General features: G+C 62.8%; 22 protein-coding genes. 9 read left to right on the forward strand and 13 right to left on the reverse strand.

The features are described 5' to 3' along the window. Positions 1 to 10: 10 nt before the first annotated feature. Together GJB56_RS14255 and GJB56_RS14260 are read right to left on the reverse strand one after the other, a co-directional pair. The gene (locus tag GJB56_RS14255) at positions 11 to 787 is read right to left on the reverse strand and encodes an ABC transporter permease (RefSeq protein WP_019744694.1); all 777 of its coding nucleotides are present in this window, start codon (positions 785 to 787) and stop codon (positions 11 to 13) included. Between the two features lie 37 nt (positions 788 to 824). Further along, on the reverse strand, positions 825 to 1,820 hold the full coding sequence (locus GJB56_RS14260) for an ABC transporter ATP-binding protein (protein WP_113683212.1): 996 nt from the start codon (positions 1,818 to 1,820) through the stop codon (positions 825 to 827). A 96-nt stretch (positions 1,821 to 1,916) separates the two neighbouring features. Here GJB56_RS14260 and GJB56_RS14265 point away from each other — a divergent pair, with 96 nt between their 5' ends. After that, positions 1,917 to 2,885, forward strand: a complete 969-nt coding sequence (locus GJB56_RS14265; protein ID WP_029255909.1) for a helix-turn-helix transcriptional regulator — start codon at positions 1,917 to 1,919, stop codon at positions 2,883 to 2,885. 97 nt (positions 2,886 to 2,982) lie between these two features. On the opposite strand, the gene GJB56_RS14270 is transcribed toward GJB56_RS14265, so the two are convergent. Further along, entirely contained in the window at positions 2,983 to 3,186 is a 204-nt protein-coding gene (locus GJB56_RS14270; protein ID WP_003946232.1) for a cold-shock protein, read from the reverse strand. Positions 3,187 to 3,500: 314 nt separating this feature from the next. On the opposite strand from GJB56_RS14270, the gene GJB56_RS14275 reads away from it, so the two are divergent. The 3 genes from GJB56_RS14275 to GJB56_RS14285 are packed head-to-tail and all read left to right on the forward strand — an operon-like array spanning position 3,501 to position 6,893. Next, entirely contained in the window at positions 3,501 to 3,710 is a 210-nt protein-coding gene (locus tag GJB56_RS14275) for a heavy-metal-associated domain-containing protein (RefSeq protein WP_003946267.1), read from the forward strand. Between the two features lie 7 nt (positions 3,711 to 3,717). Next, positions 3,718 to 4,632: a hypothetical protein gene (locus tag GJB56_RS14280; RefSeq protein WP_113683213.1), complete on the forward strand. Its 915-nt coding sequence runs from the start codon at positions 3,718 to 3,720 to the stop codon at positions 4,630 to 4,632. Further along, complete coding sequence (locus tag GJB56_RS14285) at positions 4,632 to 6,893, forward strand: heavy metal translocating P-type ATPase (protein WP_113683214.1); 2,262 nt, start codon at positions 4,632 to 4,634, stop codon at positions 6,891 to 6,893. The genes GJB56_RS14280 and GJB56_RS14285 overlap by 1 nt, the downstream gene beginning before the upstream one ends. A gap of 58 nt (positions 6,894 to 6,951) precedes the next feature. On the opposite strand, the gene rsmA is transcribed toward GJB56_RS14285, so the two are convergent. The 3 genes from rsmA to GJB56_RS14300 are packed head-to-tail and all read right to left on the reverse strand — an operon-like array spanning position 6,952 to position 10,146. After that, positions 6,952 to 7,851, reverse strand: coding sequence for a 16S rRNA (adenine(1518)-N(6)/adenine(1519)-N(6))-dimethyltransferase RsmA (gene rsmA, locus GJB56_RS14290; protein ID WP_113683215.1), 900 nt, complete (start codon positions 7,849 to 7,851; stop codon positions 6,952 to 6,954). Between the two features lie 9 nt (positions 7,852 to 7,860). Next, complete coding sequence (locus tag GJB56_RS14295) at positions 7,861 to 8,988, reverse strand: transglycosylase family protein (protein WP_020908607.1); 1,128 nt, start codon at positions 8,986 to 8,988, stop codon at positions 7,861 to 7,863. Positions 8,989 to 9,021: 33 nt separating this feature from the next. Beyond that, on the reverse strand, positions 9,022 to 10,146 hold the full coding sequence (locus GJB56_RS14300) for a resuscitation-promoting factor (RefSeq protein WP_113683216.1): 1,125 nt from the start codon (positions 10,144 to 10,146) through the stop codon (positions 9,022 to 9,024). A 236-nt stretch (positions 10,147 to 10,382) separates the two neighbouring features. Here GJB56_RS14300 and GJB56_RS14305 point away from each other — a divergent pair, with 236 nt between their 5' ends. Together GJB56_RS14305 and GJB56_RS14310 are read left to right on the forward strand one after the other, a co-directional pair. Next, entirely contained in the window at positions 10,383 to 11,831 is a 1,449-nt protein-coding gene (locus GJB56_RS14305; protein WP_019744701.1) for an amino acid ABC transporter substrate-binding protein/permease, read from the forward strand. Continuing rightward, positions 11,828 to 12,595 (forward strand): amino acid ABC transporter ATP-binding protein, encoded by a 768-nt coding sequence (locus GJB56_RS14310; protein ID WP_019744702.1) that lies wholly within the window; start codon positions 11,828 to 11,830, stop codon positions 12,593 to 12,595. Before GJB56_RS14305 ends, GJB56_RS14310 begins: the two co-directional genes overlap by 4 nt. 36 nt (positions 12,596 to 12,631) lie before the next feature. On the opposite strand, the gene GJB56_RS14315 is transcribed toward GJB56_RS14310, so the two are convergent. Together GJB56_RS14315 and GJB56_RS14320 are read right to left on the reverse strand one after the other, a co-directional pair. After that, positions 12,632 to 13,057: a DUF6578 domain-containing protein gene (locus GJB56_RS14315; protein ID WP_113683217.1), complete on the reverse strand. Its 426-nt coding sequence runs from the start codon at positions 13,055 to 13,057 to the stop codon at positions 12,632 to 12,634. Positions 13,058 to 13,246: 189 nt separating this feature from the next. Beyond that, the gene (locus tag GJB56_RS14320) at positions 13,247 to 14,074 is read right to left on the reverse strand and encodes a TatD family hydrolase (protein WP_113683218.1); all 828 of its coding nucleotides are present in this window, start codon (positions 14,072 to 14,074) and stop codon (positions 13,247 to 13,249) included. Positions 14,075 to 14,095: 21 nt separating this feature from the next. On the opposite strand from GJB56_RS14320, the gene metG reads away from it, so the two are divergent. After that, positions 14,096 to 15,694 carry a methionine--tRNA ligase gene (gene metG / locus GJB56_RS14325; RefSeq protein WP_113683219.1) on the forward strand — a complete coding sequence of 533 codons (1,599 nt, stop codon included), beginning with the start codon at positions 14,096 to 14,098 and terminating at the stop codon, positions 15,692 to 15,694. Between the two features lie 81 nt (positions 15,695 to 15,775). Next, positions 15,776 to 17,023: a DUF2786 domain-containing protein gene (locus GJB56_RS14330; protein WP_230091198.1), complete on the forward strand. Its 1,248-nt coding sequence runs from the start codon at positions 15,776 to 15,778 to the stop codon at positions 17,021 to 17,023. On the opposite strand, the gene rsmI is transcribed toward GJB56_RS14330, so the two are convergent. Next, positions 17,020 to 17,850 carry a 16S rRNA (cytidine(1402)-2'-O)-methyltransferase gene (gene rsmI / locus GJB56_RS14335; RefSeq protein ID WP_113683220.1) on the reverse strand — a complete coding sequence of 277 codons (831 nt, stop codon included), beginning with the start codon at positions 17,848 to 17,850 and terminating at the stop codon, positions 17,020 to 17,022. The two genes, GJB56_RS14330 and rsmI, sit on opposite strands and share 4 nt — an antisense overlap. Before the next feature lie 23 nt (positions 17,851 to 17,873). Here rsmI and GJB56_RS14340 point away from each other — a divergent pair, with 23 nt between their 5' ends. Continuing rightward, positions 17,874 to 19,433: a dolichyl-phosphate-mannose--protein mannosyltransferase gene (locus GJB56_RS14340; RefSeq protein ID WP_113683221.1), complete on the forward strand. Its 1,560-nt coding sequence runs from the start codon at positions 17,874 to 17,876 to the stop codon at positions 19,431 to 19,433. Between the two features lie 54 nt (positions 19,434 to 19,487). On the opposite strand, the gene GJB56_RS14345 is transcribed toward GJB56_RS14340, so the two are convergent. The 4 genes from GJB56_RS14345 to GJB56_RS14360 form a co-directional block, all read right to left on the reverse strand. Next, entirely contained in the window at positions 19,488 to 21,122 is a 1,635-nt protein-coding gene (locus GJB56_RS14345; RefSeq protein WP_019744709.1) for a BCCT family transporter, read from the reverse strand. An 84-nt stretch (positions 21,123 to 21,206) separates the two neighbouring features. Continuing rightward, positions 21,207 to 21,638 (reverse strand): DoxX family protein, encoded by a 432-nt coding sequence (locus GJB56_RS14350; RefSeq protein WP_020908616.1) that lies wholly within the window; start codon positions 21,636 to 21,638, stop codon positions 21,207 to 21,209. Positions 21,639 to 21,686: 48 nt separating this feature from the next. Beyond that, a complete protein-coding gene (locus GJB56_RS14355) occupies positions 21,687 to 22,046 on the reverse strand; it encodes a GntR family transcriptional regulator (RefSeq protein ID WP_020970329.1) in 360 nt (119 codons plus the stop codon). Positions 22,047 to 22,071: 25 nt separating this feature from the next. After that, on the reverse strand, positions 22,072 to 22,755 hold the full coding sequence (locus tag GJB56_RS14360) for an SDR family oxidoreductase (protein ID WP_020970330.1): 684 nt from the start codon (positions 22,753 to 22,755) through the stop codon (positions 22,072 to 22,074). Positions 22,756 to 22,833: the final 78 nt, after the last annotated feature.

A 22,833-nucleotide genomic window follows, 5' to 3' on the forward strand; every position in this document is an offset into this window, starting at 1 on the left:
CACACCCACGCTATTTCACCGCGCGCACGCCTATCCCCAGCCCGACCACAGCCACGCTGACGGCAGCGAAGATTCCTGCCAGAACGCTGCCCGACGCGAAGTCACCGGCAAAGAGAGCCCGCTCGGCGTCTACGACGTAGCCGAGCGGATTGATGTTCACGAGGACCTTCATCCAACCTGGTGCGTCGTCGAGCGGAAGCATGGTGCCCGACAGGATCAGGAGCGGGAACATCAGCGTCTGCTGAACGACCCAGAACATCCAATCCTGCTCCCGCACAGCCAGAGCGAGAGCGTACGAGAGCGCACCGAGTCCGACGCCGAACACTCCCAGCAGGACGATTCCGAGCGCGGCGCCCGCTGCATTGACGTCCAATCCGAGCGGTAGCGCAACAAGGATGATCAGAATCGCCTGCGCCGCAAGCGGAACCATCTCCTTGCATGCCCTCCCGATCAACAACGAAGAGCGTCTGAGCGGAGTCACCAACATTCGCTCGTGGGATCCCTGCTGCATCTCCATCAGAAGGTTGGAACCGGTCATCGTCGTGCCGAAGATCGCGATCATCACCAATACACCGGGGATGAACCAATTCCACACGCCGTCACCGGTACCCGGGACCCCTTTGAGCAGAGGCCCGAACAGGGCCAACAGGATCAGCGGCTGGATGAGGCTGAAGATGACGCTGACCGGGTCACGCAACATCGGTCGCAGTTCACGGCCCATCACGATCGCGCTGTCTCGAACAATGTTGCCGTGCGCGCTACGTGGGGTATCGAGTGTGATTGTCATGGCGGATTCCTGTTCGTCGTAGTTCTTCGTCGTAGTTCTAGGAAGCAACCGCGGCGGCGCTCTCGCGCAGGCTGCGGCCGGTGAGAGTGAGGAAGACGTCGTCGAGAGTCGGCCTGGTGATGTCGGCAGTGACTGCGCGGGCGCCGCGGGTATCGGCTTCACGCAGCAATACCGGTAGCGTCGAATCACCCTCGCCGGCACGGATACTCACCGAGCTTGCCTCGACCGTGACGTCACGCACAGTGACAAGTTGCTCGGCCACCGACGCCGCGATGGCGGCAGCTTCGGCACTGTCGAAGGTGAGCAGAAGATGATCCCCCGCGAGATCCGCTTTGAGTGCGGCAGCGGTGTTGTCCGCGATGACAGTGCCTTCGTCGATGACGATGACCCGCTCTGCCATCGAATCCGCTTCTTCGAGGTAGTGCGTGGTCAGCACGATCGTCGTGCCCATCTCTCGCCGCAACCGCAGGATGTGGTCCCAGAGGTTGGCCCGACTCTGCGGGTCCATGCCCGTGGTCGGCTCGTCGAGGAACAGGAGCGGTGGGCGATGGACCAGGCCCAGAGCGATATCGAGCCGCCGTCGCTGCCCGCCGGACAGCGTACTGACCTTTCGAGTACCCAACTCGGTGAGTTCGAGATCACGCAGCAATTCGTCGGCCCGGACCTGCGACTCGCCCTTGGGCATTCCGTAGCACAACCCCTGCGTCACCAACTCGTCGCGAACCCGCTGGTTGTGGCCGGCTCCGTTCCCCTGTCCGACGTATCCGAGGCTCGAGCGCACCTCGTTTCGTGCCGCAGCGATGTCGAATCCTGCGATCCGCGCAGTACCGGAAGTGGGCTCGAGCAAGGTGGTCAGCATGCGCAACGTCGTCGATTTTCCGGCACCGTTCGGCCCAAGCAAGGCAACCAACTCGCCCTCCGCTACGTCGAGAGTGACTCCCTTGACTGCTTCCACGAGTTTCTTGCCCTGGGCGAAGTGCTTGGTGAGCGCCTCCGTCTCGATCATCGGTCTGCCGTTGTTGATGCGACTCATGATGTGCCCCAATTTCTTCTCGACTGGTCGGATGAGGACCAACCTAAATTCAATTGAGGACGCATTGGGTCCTAAATGTTTGGCAGACTTCTTGCCATGAAGGAGACATCGGCTCGCCTACTGCGGTTGCTGTCACTGCTCCAGACACGTCGAGACTGGTCCGGTGCCGAACTCGCAGACAAGCTCGCGATCACCCCGCGCACAGTCAGACGTGACGTGGACCGCCTCCGCGATCTCGGCTACCCGGTCGACGCGACGGTCGGCGTCGGCGGTGGATATCGCCTGGGAGCGGGCGCGGAGATGCCCCCGCTACAGCTCGATGACGAAGAAGTGCTCGCGGTGGCGCTCTCTTTGCAGTCCGGAGCGACCGGCTCTGTGGTCGGCATCGGCGAGGCTTCGATGCGCGCGCTGGCGAAGCTGCGGCAGATCATGCCGTCGAGGCTGCGGCACCGTCTGGAGTCGCTGTCGATCGACGTCGTGCCACGCGAGCCCGCCGCGAGCGCAGTCGATGCGTCGGTACTGTCCGCCATCGCGTCCGTATGCCACAACCACGAGCGTTTGAGATTCGACTACAGCACTCACGACGGCACCCAGAGCCGACGCGAGGTGGAACCGTACAGGCTCGTGCGGTCGGGTGTTCGGTGGTATCTGGTGGCTTGGGATCTATCTCGCGAAGACTGGCGGTCGTTCCGCGTCGACCGGATGGAACCCAAGATTCCCACCGGTCCGCGGTTCACGCCGCGGGAACTACCGGCCGGTGGCGCGGCAGACTTCGTTTCGCGCGGCGTCGCCCGGGCTTATTCCTCCACGCGCGCAACAGTTCTACTGCATGCACCCATCGAGCAGATAGCACCAATGGTCAATGAGCAGTGGGGATCAGTGGAGTCCACCGACGAAGGGCGTTGCGTCATAGTGCTTTCGGGCACTACCCTACGGTCGATCGCAATGTGGCTCAGGGCTTTCGACGTCGATTTCACCGTTGTGAATCCACCCGAACTCCGCGAGGAATGCCGCGCGATCGCAGCCGAAACGGCAGTGGCCGCTCAGCGTTATCTCGGTGCGTGAGAGCACTTTTCACCCAAAATGCAACAAGACCCCAACTCCGAAGAGTTGGGGTCTTGTCAGTACGTCATGCGTCGGTTGCCCGACTCACATGGACGTCTTAGACGATGGTAACGCCGGTGGCCTGCGGGCCCTTGTTGCCCTGACCGATCTCGAACGCCACGCGCTGGTTCTCCTCGAGAGTGCGGAAGCCGCCACTCTGGATCTCGGAGTAGTGAACGAAGACGTCAGCACTGCCGTCTTCGGGAGCGATGAAGCCGAACCCCTTCTCGGAGTTGAACCACTTCACGATGCCCTCTGCCATGTAAATCTCCTCTAACACAGTGTCAACAGGCAGTCGCTTCGACCGCCCGGGTCACTTACTACGACCGTTCTGAGACAAATCCGTGGAGGATGTCCAAACGCTCGCAACCTAACCATTTGCGAGCGTGGAAACACAAACACAAACACTTACGACCAACACAAGTAGACCACACATCCGCCCTGTTGTCTTCCCTGAGGCCTTCGTCACTGCCCAACCCGTTGACAGGCATACCCCCTGGGGGTACCTTCAGTCCCAGGGAGATACCTACACCGGGTATCCGTAAAATGAGTTTTACACAAGCGAAGGGATCTGCGATGACCACCGCCGAATACACCGTTTCCGGAATGACCTGCGGACACTGCGTCGGATCCGTCAAGGAAGAGATCGGCAACATCGCGGGCGTAACCGCGGTGGATGTCGAATTGGCGAGCGGACGCGTCGTTGTCACCAGCGATGCCCCCGTCTCCGCAGCCGACGTCGTCGCAGCAGTCGACGAAGCCGGCTACGCAGTCGTACCAAGCTGAGTCAGCCGTGCGCACCTCGACAACACTTGCCACCTACGCCGTAGGGTTGGTCGCCGTCTTCGGCGCCGCCCTCGGCGTGGGGGCCGCAATCGGAAGCCCGATAGACATGTCCACTACCCAGCACAGCACCCACGAATCAACCGCTGAATCGATGCCAGGCATGGATTCGGCGACACCCGCAGGGCTCGAAGTCTCTTCCGGCGGATACACACTCACCGACGTGACCGCACCCGGTCGAGCTGGGGAGCCGGGAACCTTGACCTTCCGGATTCTCGACAGCACCAACAAGCCCGTCGTCGATTTCGACCTCCTGCACGAGAAGAAGCTCCACCTCATCGTCGTCCGAAACGACACCAGCGAATTCCGCCACGTACATCCTTCTCTCGCCGCAGACGGCACCTGGTCGATCGACTGGACCTGGCCCGTCGCCGGCACCTACCGAGTCTTCGCGGACTTCGATCCCGCCGACGGCACCCAACTGACGCTCGGCCGAAACTTCGACGTGGCAGGCGAATTCACTCCTGCGCCGCTGCCCGCGAAGAGCGCGACCGCAACCGTCGACGGATACACCGTGACTCTCGACGGTGATCTGACCACTGCCGGCGGCCCGATCACGCTGAGCGTTGCTCGCGACGGAGCCCCGGTCACCGATCTCGATCCGTACCTCGGTGCCTACGGTCATCTTGTTGCGCTTCGCACCGGCGACCTCGCCTACCTGCACGTTCACCCCGAGGGTGAACCGGGCGACGGCGTCACTTCTCCCGGTCCTGAAATTTCCTTCCACGCACAGGCGCCGAGCGAAGGCACATACCGACTGTTCCTCGACTTCCAGCACGAGGGCGTGGTTCGCACCGCCGAATTCACTGTTGATGCAGGCACTTCCGCAGCTTCAGTTCCAGACAATCACGAGGGAGGGCACTGATGACGTCACCGACTGCGGTCGACAATGCTGCCAACTCGAGCAGCGTCGAACTCGCGATCACCGGAATGACCTGCGCCTCCTGCGCGTCACGAATCGAGAAGAAGCTCAACAAGATCGACGGCGTCACAGCCACCGTCAACTACGCGACGGAAAAAGCCAAGGTCACCTTCCCGGACGGGGTACCCGTCGAAGATTTGGTCACCGCCGTCGAGAATGCCGGTTACGCTGCCGCGCTCCCGAAACCGCCCAGCGCGCCAGACACCGTCGACCCGGATGCGGAATCCCCGCAGGATCGTGATCTGCGCGAGCTTCGTACCCGCCTGATCATCTCGACTCTGCTCTCCGTGCCGGTCATCGCGATGGCGATGATTCCTGCGTTGCAGTTCGACAACTGGCAGTGGCTCTCCCTCACGCTGGCCGCACCGGTCATCGTGTGGGCGGCCCTTCCCTTCCACCGGGCTGCCTGGGTCAACCTGCGTCACGGCGCCGCAACGATGGACACGCTCATCTCGCTGGGCACCATCGCAGCGTTCGTCTGGTCGCTGTATGCACTGTTCTTCGGCACCGCGGGCGAAGCGGGAATGAAACACGCGTTCAGACTGACGGTCGACCGGATGGACGGCAGCGCCAACATCTACCTCGAGGTTGCCGCGGGCGTCATCACGTTCGTGCTCGCCGGACGCTACTTCGAGCACAAGTCGAAGCGCACGTCCGGCGCCGCACTACGCGCGCTCATGGAACTCGGTGCAAAAGACGTCGCGGTATTGCGAAACGGCATCGAAGTACGAATCCCCGCCGAAGAACTGGCAGCGGGCGACTCGTTCATCGTTCGGCCCGGCGAGAAGATCGCCACCGACGGCATCATCACCGAAGGCCGCTCAGCCGTCGACATGAGCATGTTGACCGGCGAATCCGTGCCGGAGGAGGTCGGTGTCGGAGACACCGTCGTCGGCGCCACCGTCAACGTCGGTGGAACGTTGACCGTCGAGGCCACCCGCGTCGGGAGCGACACCCAACTCGCCCAGATGGCGGCACTGGTCGAAGACGCCCAGAACGGCAAGGCCGAAGTTCAGCGCCTCGCCGATCGGATCGCCGGTATCTTCGTACCGGTCGTCATCGCGATTGCCGTTGCGACACTGGGCTACTGGCTCGGTACCGGCAACCCCATCGAGATGGCATTCACCGCTGCGGTCGCCGTCCTGATCATCGCGTGCCCGTGTGCTCTCGGATTGGCAACGCCCACAGCTCTGTTGGTGGGCACCGGCCGCGGAGCCCAGATGGGAATCCTCATCAAGGGACCCGAGGTGCTCGAATCGACGCGCGCAGTCGACACCGTCGTGCTCGACAAGACGGGAACCGTCACCACCGGTCAGATGACATTGCTGGACACCGTGGTGGGCGAAGGAACAACCGTCGACGAGGTGCTTCGGCTGGCCGGCGCCCTCGAACATCGCTCCGAGCACCCCATCGCCGCAGCGATCGCGAAGGGTGCGACCGACGCAGTGGGCGAATTGCCTGCGGTCGAGGATTTCGTGAACGTCGCCGGTCGCGGCGTGCAGGGAATGGTCGACGGTCATGCCGTTGTTGCCGGCCGAGACGCGCTGCTCGCCGACTGGTCGATGCCGTTGCCGGAAAATCTCCGTGACGCGAAAGCTGAAGCAGAGAAGGCCGGGCGCACCGCAATCGCGGTGGGCTGGGACGGCAAGGCGCACGGCGTCCTCGTGATCGCCGACGCGGTCAAGGACACGAGCGCCGAAGCAATCGCGCAGTTGAAGGCACTCGGCCTCGAACCGGTTCTGCTGACCGGTGACAACGCCACCGTTGCCCGCACCGTGGCGGATCAGGTCGGGATCAGCACCGTCTTCGCCGAGGTCATGCCGGCGGACAAGGTCGACGCCGTCAAGAAGCTGCAGGCGGAAGGACGCGTCGTAGCCATGGTCGGCGACGGCGTGAACGACGCGGCGGCCCTGGCTCAGGCCGATCTCGGTCTGGCGATGGGCACGGGCACCGACGTTGCGATCGAGGCCAGCGACATCACCCTGGTTCGAGGTGACCTGCGGTCGGCAGCCGATGCAATTCGACTGTCCCGCAAGACGCTGAAGACCATCAAGGGCAACCTGTTCTGGGCGTTCGCCTACAACACGGCAGCGATCCCGCTGGCTGCGGCCGGCCTGCTCAACCCGATGCTCGCTGGTGCCGCAATGGCATTCAGCAGTGTGTTCGTGGTGAGCAACAGCCTGAGGTTGCGGCGGTTCAAGTAAGGGGGCAAGCCCCTGTGCGCGGTTAGGGAGTCCCTGCACTCCTTAACCGCGCACGGGGCTATTTGCCTCCAGCCAGCCGAACGAAGGCTGCTGCGTCGAGCATCTCGCCACGCGTCTGTGGCTCGATGCCGGCAGCGAGGAGCCGTCGCTCGGCCTCGGCAGGCGAACCTGCCCACCCGCTGAGCGCGGCACGCAAAGTCTTGCGGCGCTGCGCGAATGCGGCATCGATCGCCGCAAAAACCTGCTTGCGGTGCTTCTCGTCCATCGGCCACGGCGGCTCCGCGTACCGGTCGATACGAACCAGACCTGATTCCACCTTCGGCACCGGCCAGAACACGTTGCGTCCGACGGCACCGGCGCGGCGAACCTCGCCGAAGAAGTTGGCCTTGACGCTGGGAACGCCGTAGATCTTGCTTCCCGGATCAGCCGCCAGGCGATCGGCAACCTCGGCTTGCACCATCACGAGTGCGGTCCGCAGACTCGGGAGCGATGCGAACAGATGCAACAGCACCGGCACCGCGACGTTGTACGGCAGGTTCGCAACCAGTGCGGTCGGCTCGCCGGGAATCTGTGAAGGCAGCACACGCATCGCGTCCGCTTCGACGACGGTCAGTCGATCGGCCAACTCCGGCGCTCGCTCGGCGACCGTCTTGGGAAGGCGAGCCGCAAGGTTGGGATCGATCTCGACCGCGATCACACGATCGACGACGTCCATCAGCGCCATCGTCAGCGAACCGAGACCCGGCCCCACCTCGAGAACGACATCGTCACGAGTGACGCCTGCCGTGGTGACGATGCGTCGCACGGTATTGGCGTCGTGAACGAAGTTCTGCCCCAACTGTTTCGTGGGCCGGACACCGAATTCCTCGGCAAGAGCGCGCACCTCGACCGGACCGAGCAGGGCTGCCTGCCCGCGCGGAGTAGCGATGGGTTCGTTCGATTGTTCGGCGTCTGACACCAGTAGAACTTATCCCAGTCCGAGGCGACCCGAGCACGACGGCCATGCGCCCCAGCCCTGAGTGCGCTGCGTTTGCGTCGCGATCGCGATCTGCTCTTCACGGGTTGCGAGGTCGGCGCGAGGCGCATACTTCAACCCGCCCTGCCGTTCCCACGTGTTCTGGTCGAACTGCACGCCGCCGTAGAAACCGTTGCCGGTGTTGATAGCCCAGTTGCCGGTGGCCTCGCACTGTGCGAGCGCGTCCCACGTCGAACCGTTCTCCACGGGCGGCACCTCGGTGCCCGGCTTCGTTCCCACGCGCACGACCTTCGGCTGCGCCGGTGTGGTGATCGTCTCCGATACCTGTGTACGTCCGGCCTCGACACCGTTGACGAGATTCACGGCGAACGTCACGTCACGCACGCCGGGAACGCCCGGATTCTCGACGATCGTGCGACTCTGGTTCATCGTCGGATCCTCGATGCGCTGATCCGGCGGATCGAGCGGCAAGGTCTCGACTTTGTTCTCGGTGCGGTTGCGCGTCACCGTGACCTCGAGGCCCTCGGTCAGCGGAGCGTCGGCGGCGGGAACCACCGTGTCCGACTGCTCGAGCGGAGTGCCGTTGGCCGTAAGGAACTCGCCCACCGTCGGTGCCGCGATACGCACGTCGGCCGCCGCGTTTGCGCCGTCGACCAGTTTTGCGACGACAGGTGTCAAGACGTCGAGCGCGGCGCCGTCGAGCGGGAGACGCTGCGAGCGCGACGCCGACACGTGCACATCCGCTGAGACATCCAACTGCTTGAGCGCGTCGTCGACGGTCAAGGCTGTGGTCCAGAGCTTCTGCGGCTGACCGTCGACCGTCAGCGTGATCTCACGAGCACGACGGAGCACCACGGTGTCGCCGTCGGACAGCGACGCGTCGGCCGCGGGAGCAACCGCATCCTTGTCACCGATCGGGTAACCCGCGTCCTCGAGAGCGCCGTCGACGTTGGTCGACATGGTGCTCAGGTGAATCTGCTCACCGTCGACGTCGAGGGTGATGGTCTTGTGCCGGACGACGGCCAGAACGCCACCCACGAGAACCGTCAGGAGAAGAGCGGCGATCGCCGAGTACAACAACGGCGACCTGGTCGAGTTGATCTTGGCGAACGGTGACATGGGTTCCTGAGTTCTGTGTGGAGTGTGGGCGCGTCAGCGCAGGCCCAATTTGCTGGTGCAGGACGGCCACGCACCCCAGCCCTGACCGGCGCGGACCTTCTCGCCGATCGCGATCTGCTGTTCACGTGATGCGAGGTCGGCGCGCGCTGCGTACTGACCGCCGCCGAATGCTTCCCAGGTGCTCTGGGTGAACTGAAGTCCTCCATAGAAACCGTTGCCGGTGTTGATGGCCCAGTTTCCGGTCGCTTCGCACTGAGCAATGGAGTCCCACGTCGACGCGTTGGACACAGCGGGCGCGGAAGTCTGCTTGGTTCCGACCTTCACCACTGCTGCGACCGGTTCCTTGATCACGGTCGCGGACAGTTCGGTTCGTCCGGCCTCGACGCCGTTGACGGTCTTGACCTCGACGGTGGCCGTGCGCTCGCCGGCAACACCCGGGTTTTCGACGACGGTCTTGTCCTTCTCGAGCTCGGGATCTTCGACCTTGTTCTCGGGCGGCGCGATCGGCTGCGTCTCGACGCGAGTGTCCGTGCGGTCGCGGGTGACCTGGATGTTCAGGCCGTTGGTAACGGGTGTGTCAGCGGTGGGAACCACCGAGTCGGCCTGCTCGAGCGGCGCATTCTTGGCCGCGAGAAGATCACCGACGGTTACGGCGGCGAGCTTGATCTCGGCCGCCGGAGCACCACCGTCGCTGACGCTGACGGTCTTCGGGCTGACGACGTCGAGCTCGGTGCGTTCGAGGGGCAGACGATGCGAGCGCGAAGCCGAGACTGCGAAGTCGTCGGAAACATCTACCTGCTTCAGTGCCTCGTCGACCGTCAATGCCGTGGTCCAGATGGTCGTCGGCTGACCGTCCACGGTCAGCGCCAACTCACGGGCACGGCGCAGTACGACGGTATCGCCGTCGGACAGCGAGGAATCGGCGCTCGGAGCGAGCGCGTCCTTGGGATCGACCGGGTATCCGGCGTCCTCGAGAGCGGTACCGACGCTGCTCGACATCGTGGACAGCGAAATCATGTCGCCGTCGACGTCGAGGGTGATCGTCTTGTGCCGAACCACGGCGAGCGCACCTCCGACGATGAGCGTCAGAAGCAACGCACCCACCACTGAATAGAGAAGTGGTGACTTCGTGGAGTTGATCTTGGCAAAAGGCGACACAGGAAATCCCAAGGCAGACGACGTTCGATCACAATACGGTAACGACCGAGCGTTGCATCGGCAACCAAATCACAACGAAATGCGACTTTTGTCACGGAACGGCAACGGCGTGTCGTGTGTTCTGCACTTTCCGGCTCCGATACCCGTGTATCGATTCAGCTCTGGGCGCAGTATGTTCTCGTCTGGTTCAAAGCAGTCCGGCGATCCCGGGCGCGACAGAAGAAAGCTGGGCGATAGTGCGAAGAAGATTCGACAGACCACGTAATGCCAGGTGGCCGATCCTGGCCATCCTGCTGGCGCTGATCGCAGCGCTGTTCGCCCCCGGAATCGCGAGCGCGCAACCCGGTCGCACCTACACGATCGCCACCGATCTGACATTCGCCCCGTTCGAATTCGAGAACGAAGACGGCAAACTCGTCGGCATCGACATCGATCTCCTCAACGCGATCGCCGAGGACCAAGGTTTCAAGGTCGACATCAAGCAGCTCGGCTTCGACGCTGCGCTTCAGGCCGTGCAGGCCGGGCAGGCCGACGGCGTCATCGCCGGCATGTCCATCACCGACGCCCGCAAGCAGGTTTTCGACTTCTCCGACCCGTACTTCGAGTCGGGCGTGCAGATGGCGGTCCTCGAGACCGACAACGACGTGAAGGCGTACGAGGATCTGAAGGGCAAGCGCGTCGCCGTCAAGAACGGCACCGAGGGCGCCAGCTTCGCCGAGTCCATCAAGGACCAATACGGCTTCACCACAGTCTATTTCGCCGACTCCGCCAGCATGTACGACGAGGTCCGCACCGGAAACTCCGTCGCAGTCTTCGACGACTACCCCGTCCTCGCCTACGGCATCACACAGGGCAACGGCCTCAAGACGGTCACCGAAAAAGAGGTGGGTGCGAGCTACGGCTTCGCAGTCAACAAGGGCCAGAACGCCGAACTGCTCCAGATGTTCAACGCTGGACTGCAGAACCTGCGCGACGACGGCCAGTACGACGAAATCGTCTCGACCTACCTCGGTCAGGGCGCGTCGACGTCGGACAACTCCATCATCGGCTTGATCAAGAGCACCTATCCCCAGCTCCTCAAGGGCCTGTGGTTGACGATCGTTCTCTCGGTCGTCTCGATCGCGATCGCTCTGGTCCTGGGTGCGATCTTCGGTCTCTGCCGCGTGTCCACCAACATGTTCGTCCGAGGTATAGGCACGACCTACGTCGACATCTTCCGCGGCACACCGCTGTTGGTGCAGGCGTTCTTCATCTACTTCGGCATCCCGGCAGCCCTGCATTTCCAGATGTCCGCCTTCACCGCAGGCATCATCACGCTCTCGCTCAACGCCGGTGCGTACATGGCTGAAATCGTCCGCGGCGGCATCTTGTCCGTCGACAAGGGACAGATGGAGGCGTCACGAAGCCTGGGCATCAGCTACATGAAGTCGATGCGAAAAGTCATCATGCCGCAGGCAATTCGCACGATGATCCCGTCGTACATCAACCAGTTCGTCATCACCCTCAAGGACACGTCGATCCTGTCGGTCATCGGACTCGCCGAGCTCACTCAGACGGGGCGCATCATCATCGCGCGCAACTTCCAGTCGTTCAACATGTGGCTGATCATCGGCGTCATGTACTTCATCATCATCATGGCGCTCACCAAGCTGTCGAACCGCCTCGAGAAGAGGATCAACAAGTGACCGAAACAGCCGTCAACATGGGCAAGTCCGACACCGAGGTCAAGATTTCGGTCAAGGGACTGAAGAAGTCGTTCGGCGACAACGAGGTCCTCAAAGGCCTCGACGTCGACATCAAGAGCGGTGAAGTGGTCTGCGTCATCGGGCCTTCCGGTTCGGGTAAGTCCACCTTCCTGCGCTGCCTCAACCGCCTCGAAGACATCACCGCCGGCTCCGTGCGCGTCGACCAGTTCGACCTCACGAACAAGGACGTCGACATCGACAAGGTGCGCCAGCACATCGGGATGGTGTTCCAGCACTTCAACCTGTTCCCACACATGAGCGTCGTCGAAAACGTGATGCTCGCCCCGGTGCAGACCGGGCGATCGACCAAGGATCAGGCTCGCGAGATCGCCGTCAAACTGCTGGGCCAGGTCGGTCTCGCGGAGAAGGCAGATGCCAAGCCCGCCAGCCTGTCCGGTGGGCAGAAGCAACGTGTGGCCATTGCCCGCGCACTGGCGATGAGCCCGGACATCATGCTCTTCGACGAGGCCACCAGCGCCCTCGACCCGGAGATGGTGGGAGAGGTTCTGCAGGTGCTTCGTGACCTCGCAAAGCAGGGCATGACCATGGTCGTCGTAACCCACGAAATGGGCTTCGCCCGTGAGGTTTCCGATCGAGTCATCTTCATGGCCGATGGATACATCGTCGAAGAAGGCAAGCCGGAGAACCTGTTCGGCAACCCCCAGCAGCAGCGCACCCAGGACTTCCTGGCGAAGGTCCTGTAGGGGCAAGCCCCCTGTGCGCCTTTTTGGTAGTGGGGACTACCGGAAAGGCGCACGGGTGGTGGCCAATTCGACAACCAGCCCGGTCTCGATCCGATTCTGCGGCTCGAAGTCGAAGTCGCCGAACCTTCGGAACCACCGAGGACTGGCCTCGACCCTTCGATAGTTCTCACTACCTGCGACGGGCAACCACATGCGTGGACTTCCGACCTCTGCGTAGGTCGTCGTCACCACGAGAATCCCGAGCACCACACCCGTGGTCACGACTCCAGACGCCGGCATCCCGCCGTGAACCCAACCGTCGAACGCGTCGTCCTGCGATCGCGGTGCCAATGTCCACGAGCATGATTCACCGACCACCGGAAACGGCCCGCAGCACTCGACTTCGACCGCGTCGACATGAACGCTGACGATCTGGACCGAAGAGTCGACCGGCGTCGGCTCAGCGAAGCTGTGCGCCTTCATTCCCTCCCGGGATTCGAAAAATTCGCCGCGCTCGAGCCGGATCGCGAGGACTGCTCGGCTGTGTGTTCGACGTCGTCGGGATAGACGTCGGAGGGATAGATGGAGTCATTCATCTGAATACTCCGCGCAGTAGACGGACCGGGACACGACGATCCCGGGCGCGGAGTTACCTGTCGAACCAGAATAGCGTCAGATCTTGTAGACGCGCTCCGCTGTCGCCGTGGACGCCGCTGCCAGGGCCTGCGGATCCTCGCCGCGGATGTCTGCGAGTGCACGCACTGTGTATGGCAGGCAGTACGACTCGTTGGGCGCACCGCGGAACGGGTGCGGCGTCAAGAACGGCGCATCCGTCTCGACGATCAGCTGATCCGACGGCACCAACAGCGCGGCCTCACGAAGCGCCTTCGCATTCTTGAAACTCACGGTTCCCGAAAAACTCAACACGTACCCGGCGGCGATGCACTCCCGCGCCATCTCCGAATCCGAGGAGAAGCAGTGGAACACCACTGTCTCCGGCGCGCCTTCCTCGTTCAGCACCCGCAGCAAGTCCTGGTCGGCTTCGCGGTTGTGAATCATCAGCGTCTTACCGAGACGCTTCGCGAGGTCGATGTGCCACCGGAAACCGTCGACCTGCTCCTCGATCGTGGCGCACCCTTCGAGCTTGCCTGGCCAGTAGAGATCCAGCCCGGTCTCCCCCACCGCGACGACCCGCGGATCGGACGCCAACCGTTCGATCTCGACCCTGGTGTCGGCATCCAGGACGTTCGCCCTGGTCGGATGGATTGCGACGGCTGCGTAAACCCTCGAATCCCAGTTCGCAGCGTCGACGGCAAAGCGTGCAGCATCGAGGTCGTCGGCCACCGTGACGACCCGTCCGACGCCGACGGCCTCGGCTCGATCGACTATTTCGGCCACGGTCGCAGCGTCATGTGCGCCACACGCGTCGAGGTGCGTATGGGCGTCGATCAGAGGCGACAAGGGCTCAGGGGCATCGGGGGCGGGACGGTCTTTGCTCACGCCCGATAGAGTAAGCCCACCATGACTGTGCCTGCCTCACCCTCCCAGACCCCGCGCCCGGACTCCGCCGCCCCGGAAGGCGCGGAACGATCGCCGTTCTACATCACGACAGCGATCGCGTATCCCAACGGCGCTCCGCACATCGGCCACGCGTACGAGTACATCTCCTCGGACGCGCTCGCCCGCTTCAAGCGTTTGGACGGTCATGAAGTGTTCTTCATGACCGGTACCGACGAGCACGGTCTGAAGATGCAGCAGACAGCGATCAAAGAGGGCATCGACGTACGCGAACTCGCGGCTCGCAACTCCGACGTGTTCCAGAACCTCGACAAGGTCCTGAACATCTCGTACGACCGGTTCATCCGCACCACGGACGCTGATCACCAGGTCGCCAGCAAGGCGATCTGGGAGAAGATGGCCGCATCGGGCGACATCTACCTCGACACGTACTCGGGTTGGTACTCGGTTCGGGACGAGGCCTTCTACACCGAAGCCGAGACCACGCTTCTGGAGGACGGCACCCGTCAGTCCACCGAGACCGGCACCCCGGTGGAGTGGACCGAGGAGTCGAACTACACCTTCCGCCTCTCGGCGTACGGGGAGCGTCTCCTCGCGCTGTATGAAGAGCACCCCGAATTCATCGCCCCCGCAACACGCCGCAACGAGATCGTCAGCTTCGTCAAGGGCGGCCTCAAGGACATCTCGATCTCGCGCACCACGTTCGACTGGGGCGTCAAGGTCCCGGGCGACCCGGACCACGTCATGTACGTCTGGGTAGACGCCCTCACCAACTACCTGACGGGCGTCGGATACCCGAGCGTCGATTCGGAGGAGTTCAAGAAGTTCTGGCCCGCGAGCCTGCACATCATCGGCAAGGACATCACGCGGTTTCACACCGTGTACTGGCCGGCATTCCTCATGTCTGCCGGCATCGAACTGCCGGAGCGGGTGTTCGTCCACGGCTTCTTGTACAACAAGGGCGAGAAGATGTCGAAGTCCGTCGGCAACGTCGTCGACCCCATCGCGATGGTCGATCAGTACGGCCTCGACGCGGTCCGCTTCTTCTTGCTCCGCGAGATCTCGTACGGTCAGGATGGCAGCTACAGCCACGAAGCGATCGTGACGCGCATGAATGCTGATCTCTCGAACGAACTCGGCAATCTCGCGCAGCGTTCGCTGACGATGGTCGCGAAGAACTGCGATGCCCAGGTACCCACCCCCGGTGAGTTCACCGAGGACGACCTGGCGATGCTGGCATCGGCGGATGCCCTGCTCGCCAAGTGCCGCAGTGAGTTCGACGTGCAGGCTCTACACCTCGCGCTGGAAGCCATCTGGGGCGTGCTCGGCGAGACCAACCGGTACTTCTCCAAGCAGGAACCGTGGGTTCTGCGTAAGACCGATCCGGCACGCATGGCGACGGTTCTGTACGTGACGCTCGAAGTGGTCCGTATCGTCGGGCTTCTCGTTCAGCCGGTGATGCCCGACGCGGCGTCACGCATCCTCGATCTGCTCGGCCAGAGTGAAGAGAACCGGCAGTTCGCCGACATCGCGGTACGCATCGACGCGAACCGGAAACTGCCTGCTCCGGCGCCAGTTTTCCCCCGCTTCGTCGAGGAATGAGCTAAGCGAGAGTGCCGCACGTGGGGTCCGAGATATCCGGTTACAGGCGGATGTGTCGGACCCCACGTGCACACTCCAGCCATGACGACGAATAGAACATACATTCGAACCAGCGCTTCGGCGCAGACACTGCCATGGAACGGAGCGCGGGTGTCCACTCAGGAGGTCAGCCCTCAATCCGTTTCCGCGGTGCGAGATCTCGTTTCCGAACTGTCCGCGGCGTACGACCGCGGATGGCAGCCGGCGGATCTGATTCATCTGGCGCGTCGAAGCAAAGAAGCGTCCGACGCCGATCTCGCCGCCACCACCATCCTGTTCGATGCGAAAGCGTCGCGCGCCTCCGATCGCGCACCGCTCGAATGGGTGGGGCAGTTGCAGACGATCGGCGAACAGTATCCGAAGTCTCGGCACATCGCTTCTCGAATCACCGTGGACGACGACGTTTTTCGCTCCCTCGCGGCCGGCCTTCTGTTCCAGGATCCCTACTTCCTTGTTTCGCAGATCGTCGACGTCGCACGATCCTGGATGCGCCTACCTCAGTGGACGGTGTTGCTCGCGCCACCATCCACCTGGCCGTCGCAACGGACCGACACCACCTATGCCGGCGTCGGTGATACCGAGGTCGACGCCAAGGTACTCAAGCGAATTCGTGGATTACTCGCCAAAGCCGAAGCCACCAACTTCGCGGAAGAAGCCGAGATTTTCACCGCGAAGGCTCAGGAGTTGATGACCCGGTACGCCATCGATTCCGCGCTGCTCCACTCTCGCGCCGGGGTCACCGACACATCCGTGAATGCCCGACGCATTCACATCGAGAACCCGTACGTGAAGGAAAAGGTTCACCTCCTGACCGAGATCGGCGAATCGAATCGAGTCAGGACTGTCTGGTTCAGCGACATTGCACTCGCGACCGTCGTCGGCACTCCGGTCGACCTTCAGCAAGTCGATATGCTGTTCACTTCCTTGCTCGTACAGGCAACCCGTGCAATGCAATTCGCCGACTCGAGCAATCGTGGCGGCTCACGCACCACCTCGTTCCGCAAGGGATTCCTGGCCGGGTTCGCCAGCCGCATCGGACACCGCCTGCGTGACGCCGGCACCAAAGCCACCGCCGAAGCGGCCGACGCGGCATCGATGGACGTCGCGGATCTTCTGCCGATCCTGGCCACCACTTCCGAGGCCGTCGACGCCGAATTCGATCGATTGTTCCCGACAACCCGCAAAACTCGCGGACGGTCCGTCGACGCCGAAGGCTGGCACGCCGGCCAGGCCGCAGCCGACGACGCCAACCTGCGTCCCGGCGCACCCGCCGTGAACCGCTCTCGCTAGTCCTTTCGAGCGGCCAGGACCGTCTCGTACAACTCACGCTTGGAGACTCCGGCCGTTGCGACCAGAGCACACGCGTCCTTCAATCGTGCTCCCCCCGCGACCAGCCTTTCCACCTCGTCGACCAGATCGGCAGGATCAGATGCCACCAGTACTGCGCCTTCGAGCACCACCGTGATCTCTCCGCGAACGCCCTCGGCCGCCCAAGTAGCTAACTCTCCGAGAGTGCCGCGCTTCACTTCCTCGTAGGTCTTGGTCAATTCCCGGCACACGGCCGCGCGGCGATCGGGCCCGAGAACTTCCACAGCATCTGCGAGGCAGTCGGCAAGGCGATGGGGTGCTTCGAAGAACACACACGCTCGCTGCTCGGTTGCCAGGGCCGAAAGCCAGGTCTTGCGCTGCCCCTGCTTTCGCGGCGGGAATCCGTCGAAGCAGAACCGCTCCACCGGCAAACCCGAGAGTGCCAACGCCGTCGTGACCGCCGACGGGCCCGGGAGACACGTGACGGCGAGGTTCTCGGCTACGCAGGCGGCAACGAGGCGATATCCGGGGTCACTGACCGACGGCATGCCTGCATCGGTGACCAGCAGGACGGTCTTGCCTTCGGCCACGTCGGCGACCAACGCGGGCAGCCGCGAAATCTCGACCTGGTCGTAGAAACTGACGATCTTCCCGGTGATGGTGACGTCGAGCGCGGACGCCAGAGACTTGGTGCGTCGTGTGTCCTCCGCAGCGACGACGTCGGCGGTTGCGAGAGCAGACCGAAGACGCGGGGACGCGTCACCGACATCTCCCATGGGTGTTGCGGCGAGTACCAAACGACCAGTCATACCTGACAGCCTACGATTGCCAGGTGACTGTGCAGACGGACGAGCGGCCAACGCCCGCCACGAGCGATCGGGTAGTGCGTAGTCCCGGCCCGCTGGTACCGGATCCTGATTTCGGCCCGACCGACAGATTGCGCGGCTGGATCGTCACCGCTTTCATCACCGCCATCGCGGCGATCACCCGCTTCACGATGCTCGCCTACCCGACCGACGCCGGCACACCTGTATTCGACGAGAAGCACTACGTTCCGCAGGGCTGGCAAGTTCTGACCGGCGGTGGCATCGAGGACAATCCCGGTTACGGATTGGTGGTGCACCCGCCGATCGGTAAGCAGATGATCGCGATCGGCGAAGCACTCTTCGGTTACAACGGTTGGGGGTGGCGATTCTCGTCAGCCCTGGTCGGGACGCTGATGGTCCTGCTGATCATCCGGATCGTCCGCCGCATGACGCGGTCCACGCTGATCGGGGCGATTGCCGGAATCCTGCTCATCGTGGACGGCGTCACCTTCGTCTCCTCACGCCTCGGGATGCTCGACATCTTCCTGGCATTCTTCGTCCTTGCGGCGCTCGGATGCCTGGTGGTCGATCGCGACCAAGTCCGCGAACGAATGGCGAAGGTGTACGAGGAAGGTCGAATCGGCGATTCCGCCTGGGGTCCACGGCTGGGTTTCCGGTGGTGGCGGTTCGGCGCCGGCATCCTGCTCGGTCTGGCATGCGGAACCAAATGGTCCGGCATGTACTTCATTCTGTTCTTCGGATTGCTCAGTGTTGCCTTCGACCTGTCAGCGCGCCGCGCATACCGCGTGCAGCGCCCCTGGGTCGGCACCGCAGTTCGCGACATCGGTCCAGCTCTGTATGCGCTGGTGATCATTCCCCTCGGTGTGTACCTCGCGAGCTACTGGGCCTGGTTCACCAGCGAGACCGGCGTGGACCGTCACGCCGTCGGTAACGAGATCGGTGAGGGCGGCACGTGGAGCTTCATTCCATCCGCACTGCGTTCACTCTGGTACTACAGCGGAAACGTTCTCCAGTTCCATGCCGGGCTGACCAACTCCGCCGGAAACCACCACCCGTGGGAGTCGAAACCGTGGACGTGGCCGATGGGGCTACGACCGATGCTCTACTACTACGCCGACGGCGAGCAGGTCACCGGTTGCGGGGCCGCCAGCTGTGTCAAGGCCGTGATGCTGATCGGCACACCGGCGATGTGGTGGCTGGCCCTACCGATGTTGGCGTGGGCGATCTGGCAGACGTTCGTGCGCAGGGACTGGCGATATGCCGTGGTCCTGACGGGCTACGGCGCCGCTTACCTTCCGTGGTTCGCGACGCTCGACCGCCAGATGTACTACTTCTACGCAGTTGCACTCGCCCCGTTCATGGTCATGGGATTTGCGCTGGTCCTCGGCGATGTTCTGGGCAAGGCGAGCGCGTCCGTCGAGCGTCGTACCACCGGACTTCTTGCCGTCAGTCTGTACATCGGTCTGGTCGTGGCCAACTTCGTCTACCTCTGGCCGATACTCACCGCCATGCCGATCACGCCGGAATCGTGGCAGAACCATCTGTGGCTGCCTAGCTGGAAATAGTGGGACAGACGAAGGAGGCACCGAACCTGGTTCGGTGCCTCCTTCGTTTCACGATTACTCTGTCGGCTTACCGACGCGACGTCCCCGCCTCGGGCGTAGGAGAGCACGTTTCTGCTCCTTCGCCGCAATGATGATCGGGTCGTGCGAAAGATCCTTGTACAGCGAGAAGCACAGTCCGATCATGACCAGCACGAACGGCGCCGCAGCGATGATCGTCATGGTCTGCAAGCCGTCGAGCGCTTCAGAGCCACCGGTCCACAACAGAAGCGCCGCGACGCCACCGGTCAACATGCCCCAGAAGACCACAACCCAGCGACTCGGTTCGAGCGTTCCGCGCTGCGAGAGCGTCCCCATCACCATCGACGCAGCGTCTGCGCCGGAAACGAAGAACACTGCCACGAGCAGCATGACGAGGACAGTCGTCACTCCGGCCAACGGCAGATTGTCGAGCATGCCGAACAGTTGAGCCTCTTCCGAGCCTCGGCCGGACAAGCCGATTCCGTCACGTTCCTCGCCGATGCCTGCGCCGCCGAAGATCGCGAACCAGAGCAAGCTGACAGTCGTGGGAACGGCGATGACGCCGACGATGAACTGGCGGATCGTGCGGCCGCGGCTGATGCGTGCCAGGAACATGCCGACGAACGGCGTCCAGGACACCCACCATGCCCAGTAGAAGATCGTCCACGACGAAAGCCACGCGCCCGTTTCAGGATTCGACGATGCACCCGTGCGGGCGGACATCTGGGCGAGGTCGGAAACGTATGCGCCAATGGTCGTCGGGAGCAGATTGAGAATCAGCACGGTCGGCCCGAGAACGAACACGAACAGCGCCAAGATCAGCGCGAGCACCATGTTGATGTTGGAGAGCCACTGAATTCCCTTGGCCACACCGGAAACTGCCGAAGCGACGAATGCCAGGGTCAGCACCGCAACGATGGCCACGAGCAGGAATACGCCGGCTTCTTCCATCCAGCCGACTACCTCGAAACCGGAGCCGATCTGAAGTGCGCCGAGCCCCAAAGATGCTGCGGTACCAAAAAGTGTGGCAAAGATCGCCAGGATGTCGATGACCTTGCCGATCGGCCCTTCGGCCTTGCGACCGAGCAACGGAATGAAGGCCGAACTGAACAGTTGCTTGCGTCCTCGGCGATACGACCCGTATGCAATGGCAAGGCCCACAACGGCATACATCGCCCAAGGATGAAGACCCCAGTGAAACATGGTGGTGGCCATGGCAGTTCCGACGCCACCGTCGGTGCCGGGAGGCGGAGTCACGTAGTGCGCAAGCGGTTCCGCGACACCGAAGAACATCAGGCCGATCCCCATGCCGGCGCTGAACATCATCGCGATCCAGCTGACGGTTCGGAACTCGGGCTTCTCACCGTCCTTGCCCAGCGGAATGTCGCCGAATCGACTGACCGCGAGGTAGATGGAAAACAGCACGAAAGCCGAAGCTGCGAGTACGAAGAGCCAGCCGATGTTCGTCACCAACCAGCCGAGAACACTTCCGGTTACCGAATCGAGGTTGTCGGGAGCTACGAGGCCCCACACGACAATAGCCAGCACCGCTGCGGCCGCCACGGAAAACACCACGTAGTCGGTCCGAACGCCTACTCGAGTAAAGCCCGTCTCCGGGCGCTCTTCGTTGGCCCCGGAATCTTGTTCGGATCGATCAGATTTCGTCACCATAGATGACTACGTTCGTCACTTTATGGGCCAAAAGCAAGCCGGAAGGCGGGCTCAACGTCCGTTGAACCCGCCTTCTCACCCCGATCAAGCTGGGGTTTTAACCCAACCGTTGCCCTTGCCGATCAATCCGTCGATGCTGATGCGTCCTGCGCCGATCACAGCGATCAAGAGCGATCCGACACCGAGTGCGACGACGAGTTCGTAGCCACCGTTGTCGATGAAGACACCCTTGTCCGCGTGCACGATGAAGAACGCGCCGACCATGTCGAGGAACAGCAGCGCGCCGACGAGCGGGGTCAACAGACCCGCGATGAGCAGGATTCCGCCGCCGAGTTCGATGGATGCAGCCACAACCGCAGAAATCTTGGGGAGCGGGGCGCCCATCCCTTCAAACGCGGCCTGCGTTCCGGCGATCTTGTAGGTGAAGAACTTCTGCCAGCCGTGGGCGATGAAGATGATCCCGAGGCCGACACGGGCGATGAGGAGTCCGAGGTCACGAGCAATCGACGAATTCATGAGCCAAGACTGACAGCTTTAAGTTGAAGCGTCAACTTAAACATTGTGTCATGCACCTCTCAATGCCGACTCCACCATGGCGACGATCTCACTGTCGGAGTACCCGAGCGAGCGGACCCTATGCGCAAACGCGGTCGCCGCCTGCTCGGCCTGCGCCTGCACCGGATCGGTCCCCGAAGCGATGAATGTCCCTTGCTTTCCCCTCGTTTCGATGACGCCCTGATCGCTGAGCGCGCGATAAGCCTTCGCGACGGTGTTGGCCGCCAATCCCAGCTCCGAGGCCAACGCTCGCACCGTCGGAATCTTGGTTCCCGCGATCAATCCGCCACCGTGAACCTGCTCGATAATCTGTTGCCGCAGTTGGTCGTACGGAGCTGTGGAGGAATCGTGTTCGATTGCGATCTTCATCGTCACCCTCGTCGTATCTTCTCGGTCACAGGCCCTCGATCGCCTCGCGGATCGTATGCGGGCCGGAGGTCAGAACCAATGTCTTGCCGACGCTGGACGGCGCATCGATGAGCGCTTCGACGACCGCGGCGACATCGGCTCGAGGCACAGAGCCTCGATCGACGGGCGGCTGCGCAAGCAATACTTCACCGGTCGGGTCGTCGTCCGTCAGAAGGCCTGGCCGAAGAATCGTCCAATCCAGCGAAGACCTTGTCTTCAGGTCTTCCTCCGCTGCCGTCTTCGCCCGCAGGTAGGCGGCAAAAACCTCGTCGGTGTTCTCCGGTATTTCGTCACCAGCACCCATGGCGCTGATCTGAATGAACCGACGTACTCCCGCTTTCTCGGCGGCATCGGCCAACAGCACCGCCGCAGCTCGGTCGACGGAGTCCTTGCGCTCGATCGAGCTACCAGGTCCGGCGCCCGCGGCGAAGACCGCGACGTCGGCACCGTCGAGTACCTTCGCAACTTCCTCGACCGTGGAGGATTCCAGATCGATCACCACGGGGAACGCGCCGAGTGTGCGGACCGCACCCTCGTGCGCGGAGTTGCGGATCAGCGCTACCGGCCGATCACCATGTCCTGCCAGCAGGTACGTCAGGTGCTGCGCGATCTTGCCGTGCCCGCCGGCAATGACCACGCGTCGTTCGTCCACACTTCGATGTTCCGTCATCGTTTTCTCCTCACACGTCGGTACTTCAAGTGCAGCACTCCGGAGCGGCCCGTTGTTCCCCTGTTTGTCCCACGAGTT

This window comes from Rhodococcus sp. AQ5-07 (assembly GCF_009707305.1).
GTDB classification, from domain to species: Bacteria; Actinomycetota; Actinomycetes; order Mycobacteriales; family Mycobacteriaceae; genus Rhodococcus_F; species Rhodococcus_F erythropolis.

Excerpts from the sequence above, each read along its gene's own strand:
- GJB56_RS14255 (WP_019744694.1), bottom strand. The coding sequence starts at position 787 with ATGACAATCACACTCGATACCCCACGTAGCGCGCACGGCAACATTGTT.
- GJB56_RS14260 (WP_113683212.1), bottom strand. The coding sequence starts at position 1,820 with ATGAGTCGCATCAACAACGGCAGACCGATGATCGAGACGGAGGCGCTC.
- GJB56_RS14265 (WP_029255909.1), top strand. The coding sequence starts at position 1,917 with ATGAAGGAGACATCGGCTCGCCTACTGCGGTTGCTGTCACTGCTCCAG.
- GJB56_RS14270 (WP_003946232.1), bottom strand. The coding sequence starts at position 3,186 with ATGGCAGAGGGCATCGTGAAGTGGTTCAACTCCGAGAAGGGGTTCGGC.
- GJB56_RS14275 (WP_003946267.1), top strand. The coding sequence starts at position 3,501 with ATGACCACCGCCGAATACACCGTTTCCGGAATGACCTGCGGACACTGC.
- GJB56_RS14285 (WP_113683214.1), top strand. The coding sequence starts at position 4,632 with ATGACGTCACCGACTGCGGTCGACAATGCTGCCAACTCGAGCAGCGTC.
- GJB56_RS14295 (WP_020908607.1), bottom strand. The coding sequence starts at position 8,988 with ATGTCACCGTTCGCCAAGATCAACTCGACCAGGTCGCCGTTGTTGTAC.
- GJB56_RS14315 (WP_113683217.1), bottom strand. The coding sequence starts at position 13,057 with ATGAAGGCGCACAGCTTCGCTGAGCCGACGCCGGTCGACTCTTCGGTC.
- metG (WP_113683219.1), top strand. The coding sequence starts at position 14,096 with ATGACTGTGCCTGCCTCACCCTCCCAGACCCCGCGCCCGGACTCCGCC.
- GJB56_RS14330 (WP_230091198.1), top strand. The coding sequence starts at position 15,776 with ATGACGACGAATAGAACATACATTCGAACCAGCGCTTCGGCGCAGACA.
- rsmI (WP_113683220.1), bottom strand. The coding sequence starts at position 17,850 with ATGACTGGTCGTTTGGTACTCGCCGCAACACCCATGGGAGATGTCGGT.
- GJB56_RS14345 (WP_019744709.1), bottom strand. The coding sequence starts at position 21,122 with ATGGTGACGAAATCTGATCGATCCGAACAAGATTCCGGGGCCAACGAA.
- GJB56_RS14350 (WP_020908616.1), bottom strand. The coding sequence starts at position 21,638 with ATGAATTCGTCGATTGCTCGTGACCTCGGACTCCTCATCGCCCGTGTC.
- GJB56_RS14355 (WP_020970329.1), bottom strand. The coding sequence starts at position 22,046 with ATGAAGATCGCAATCGAACACGATTCCTCCACAGCTCCGTACGACCAA.
- GJB56_RS14360 (WP_020970330.1), bottom strand. The coding sequence starts at position 22,755 with ATGACGGAACATCGAAGTGTGGACGAACGACGCGTGGTCATTGCCGGC.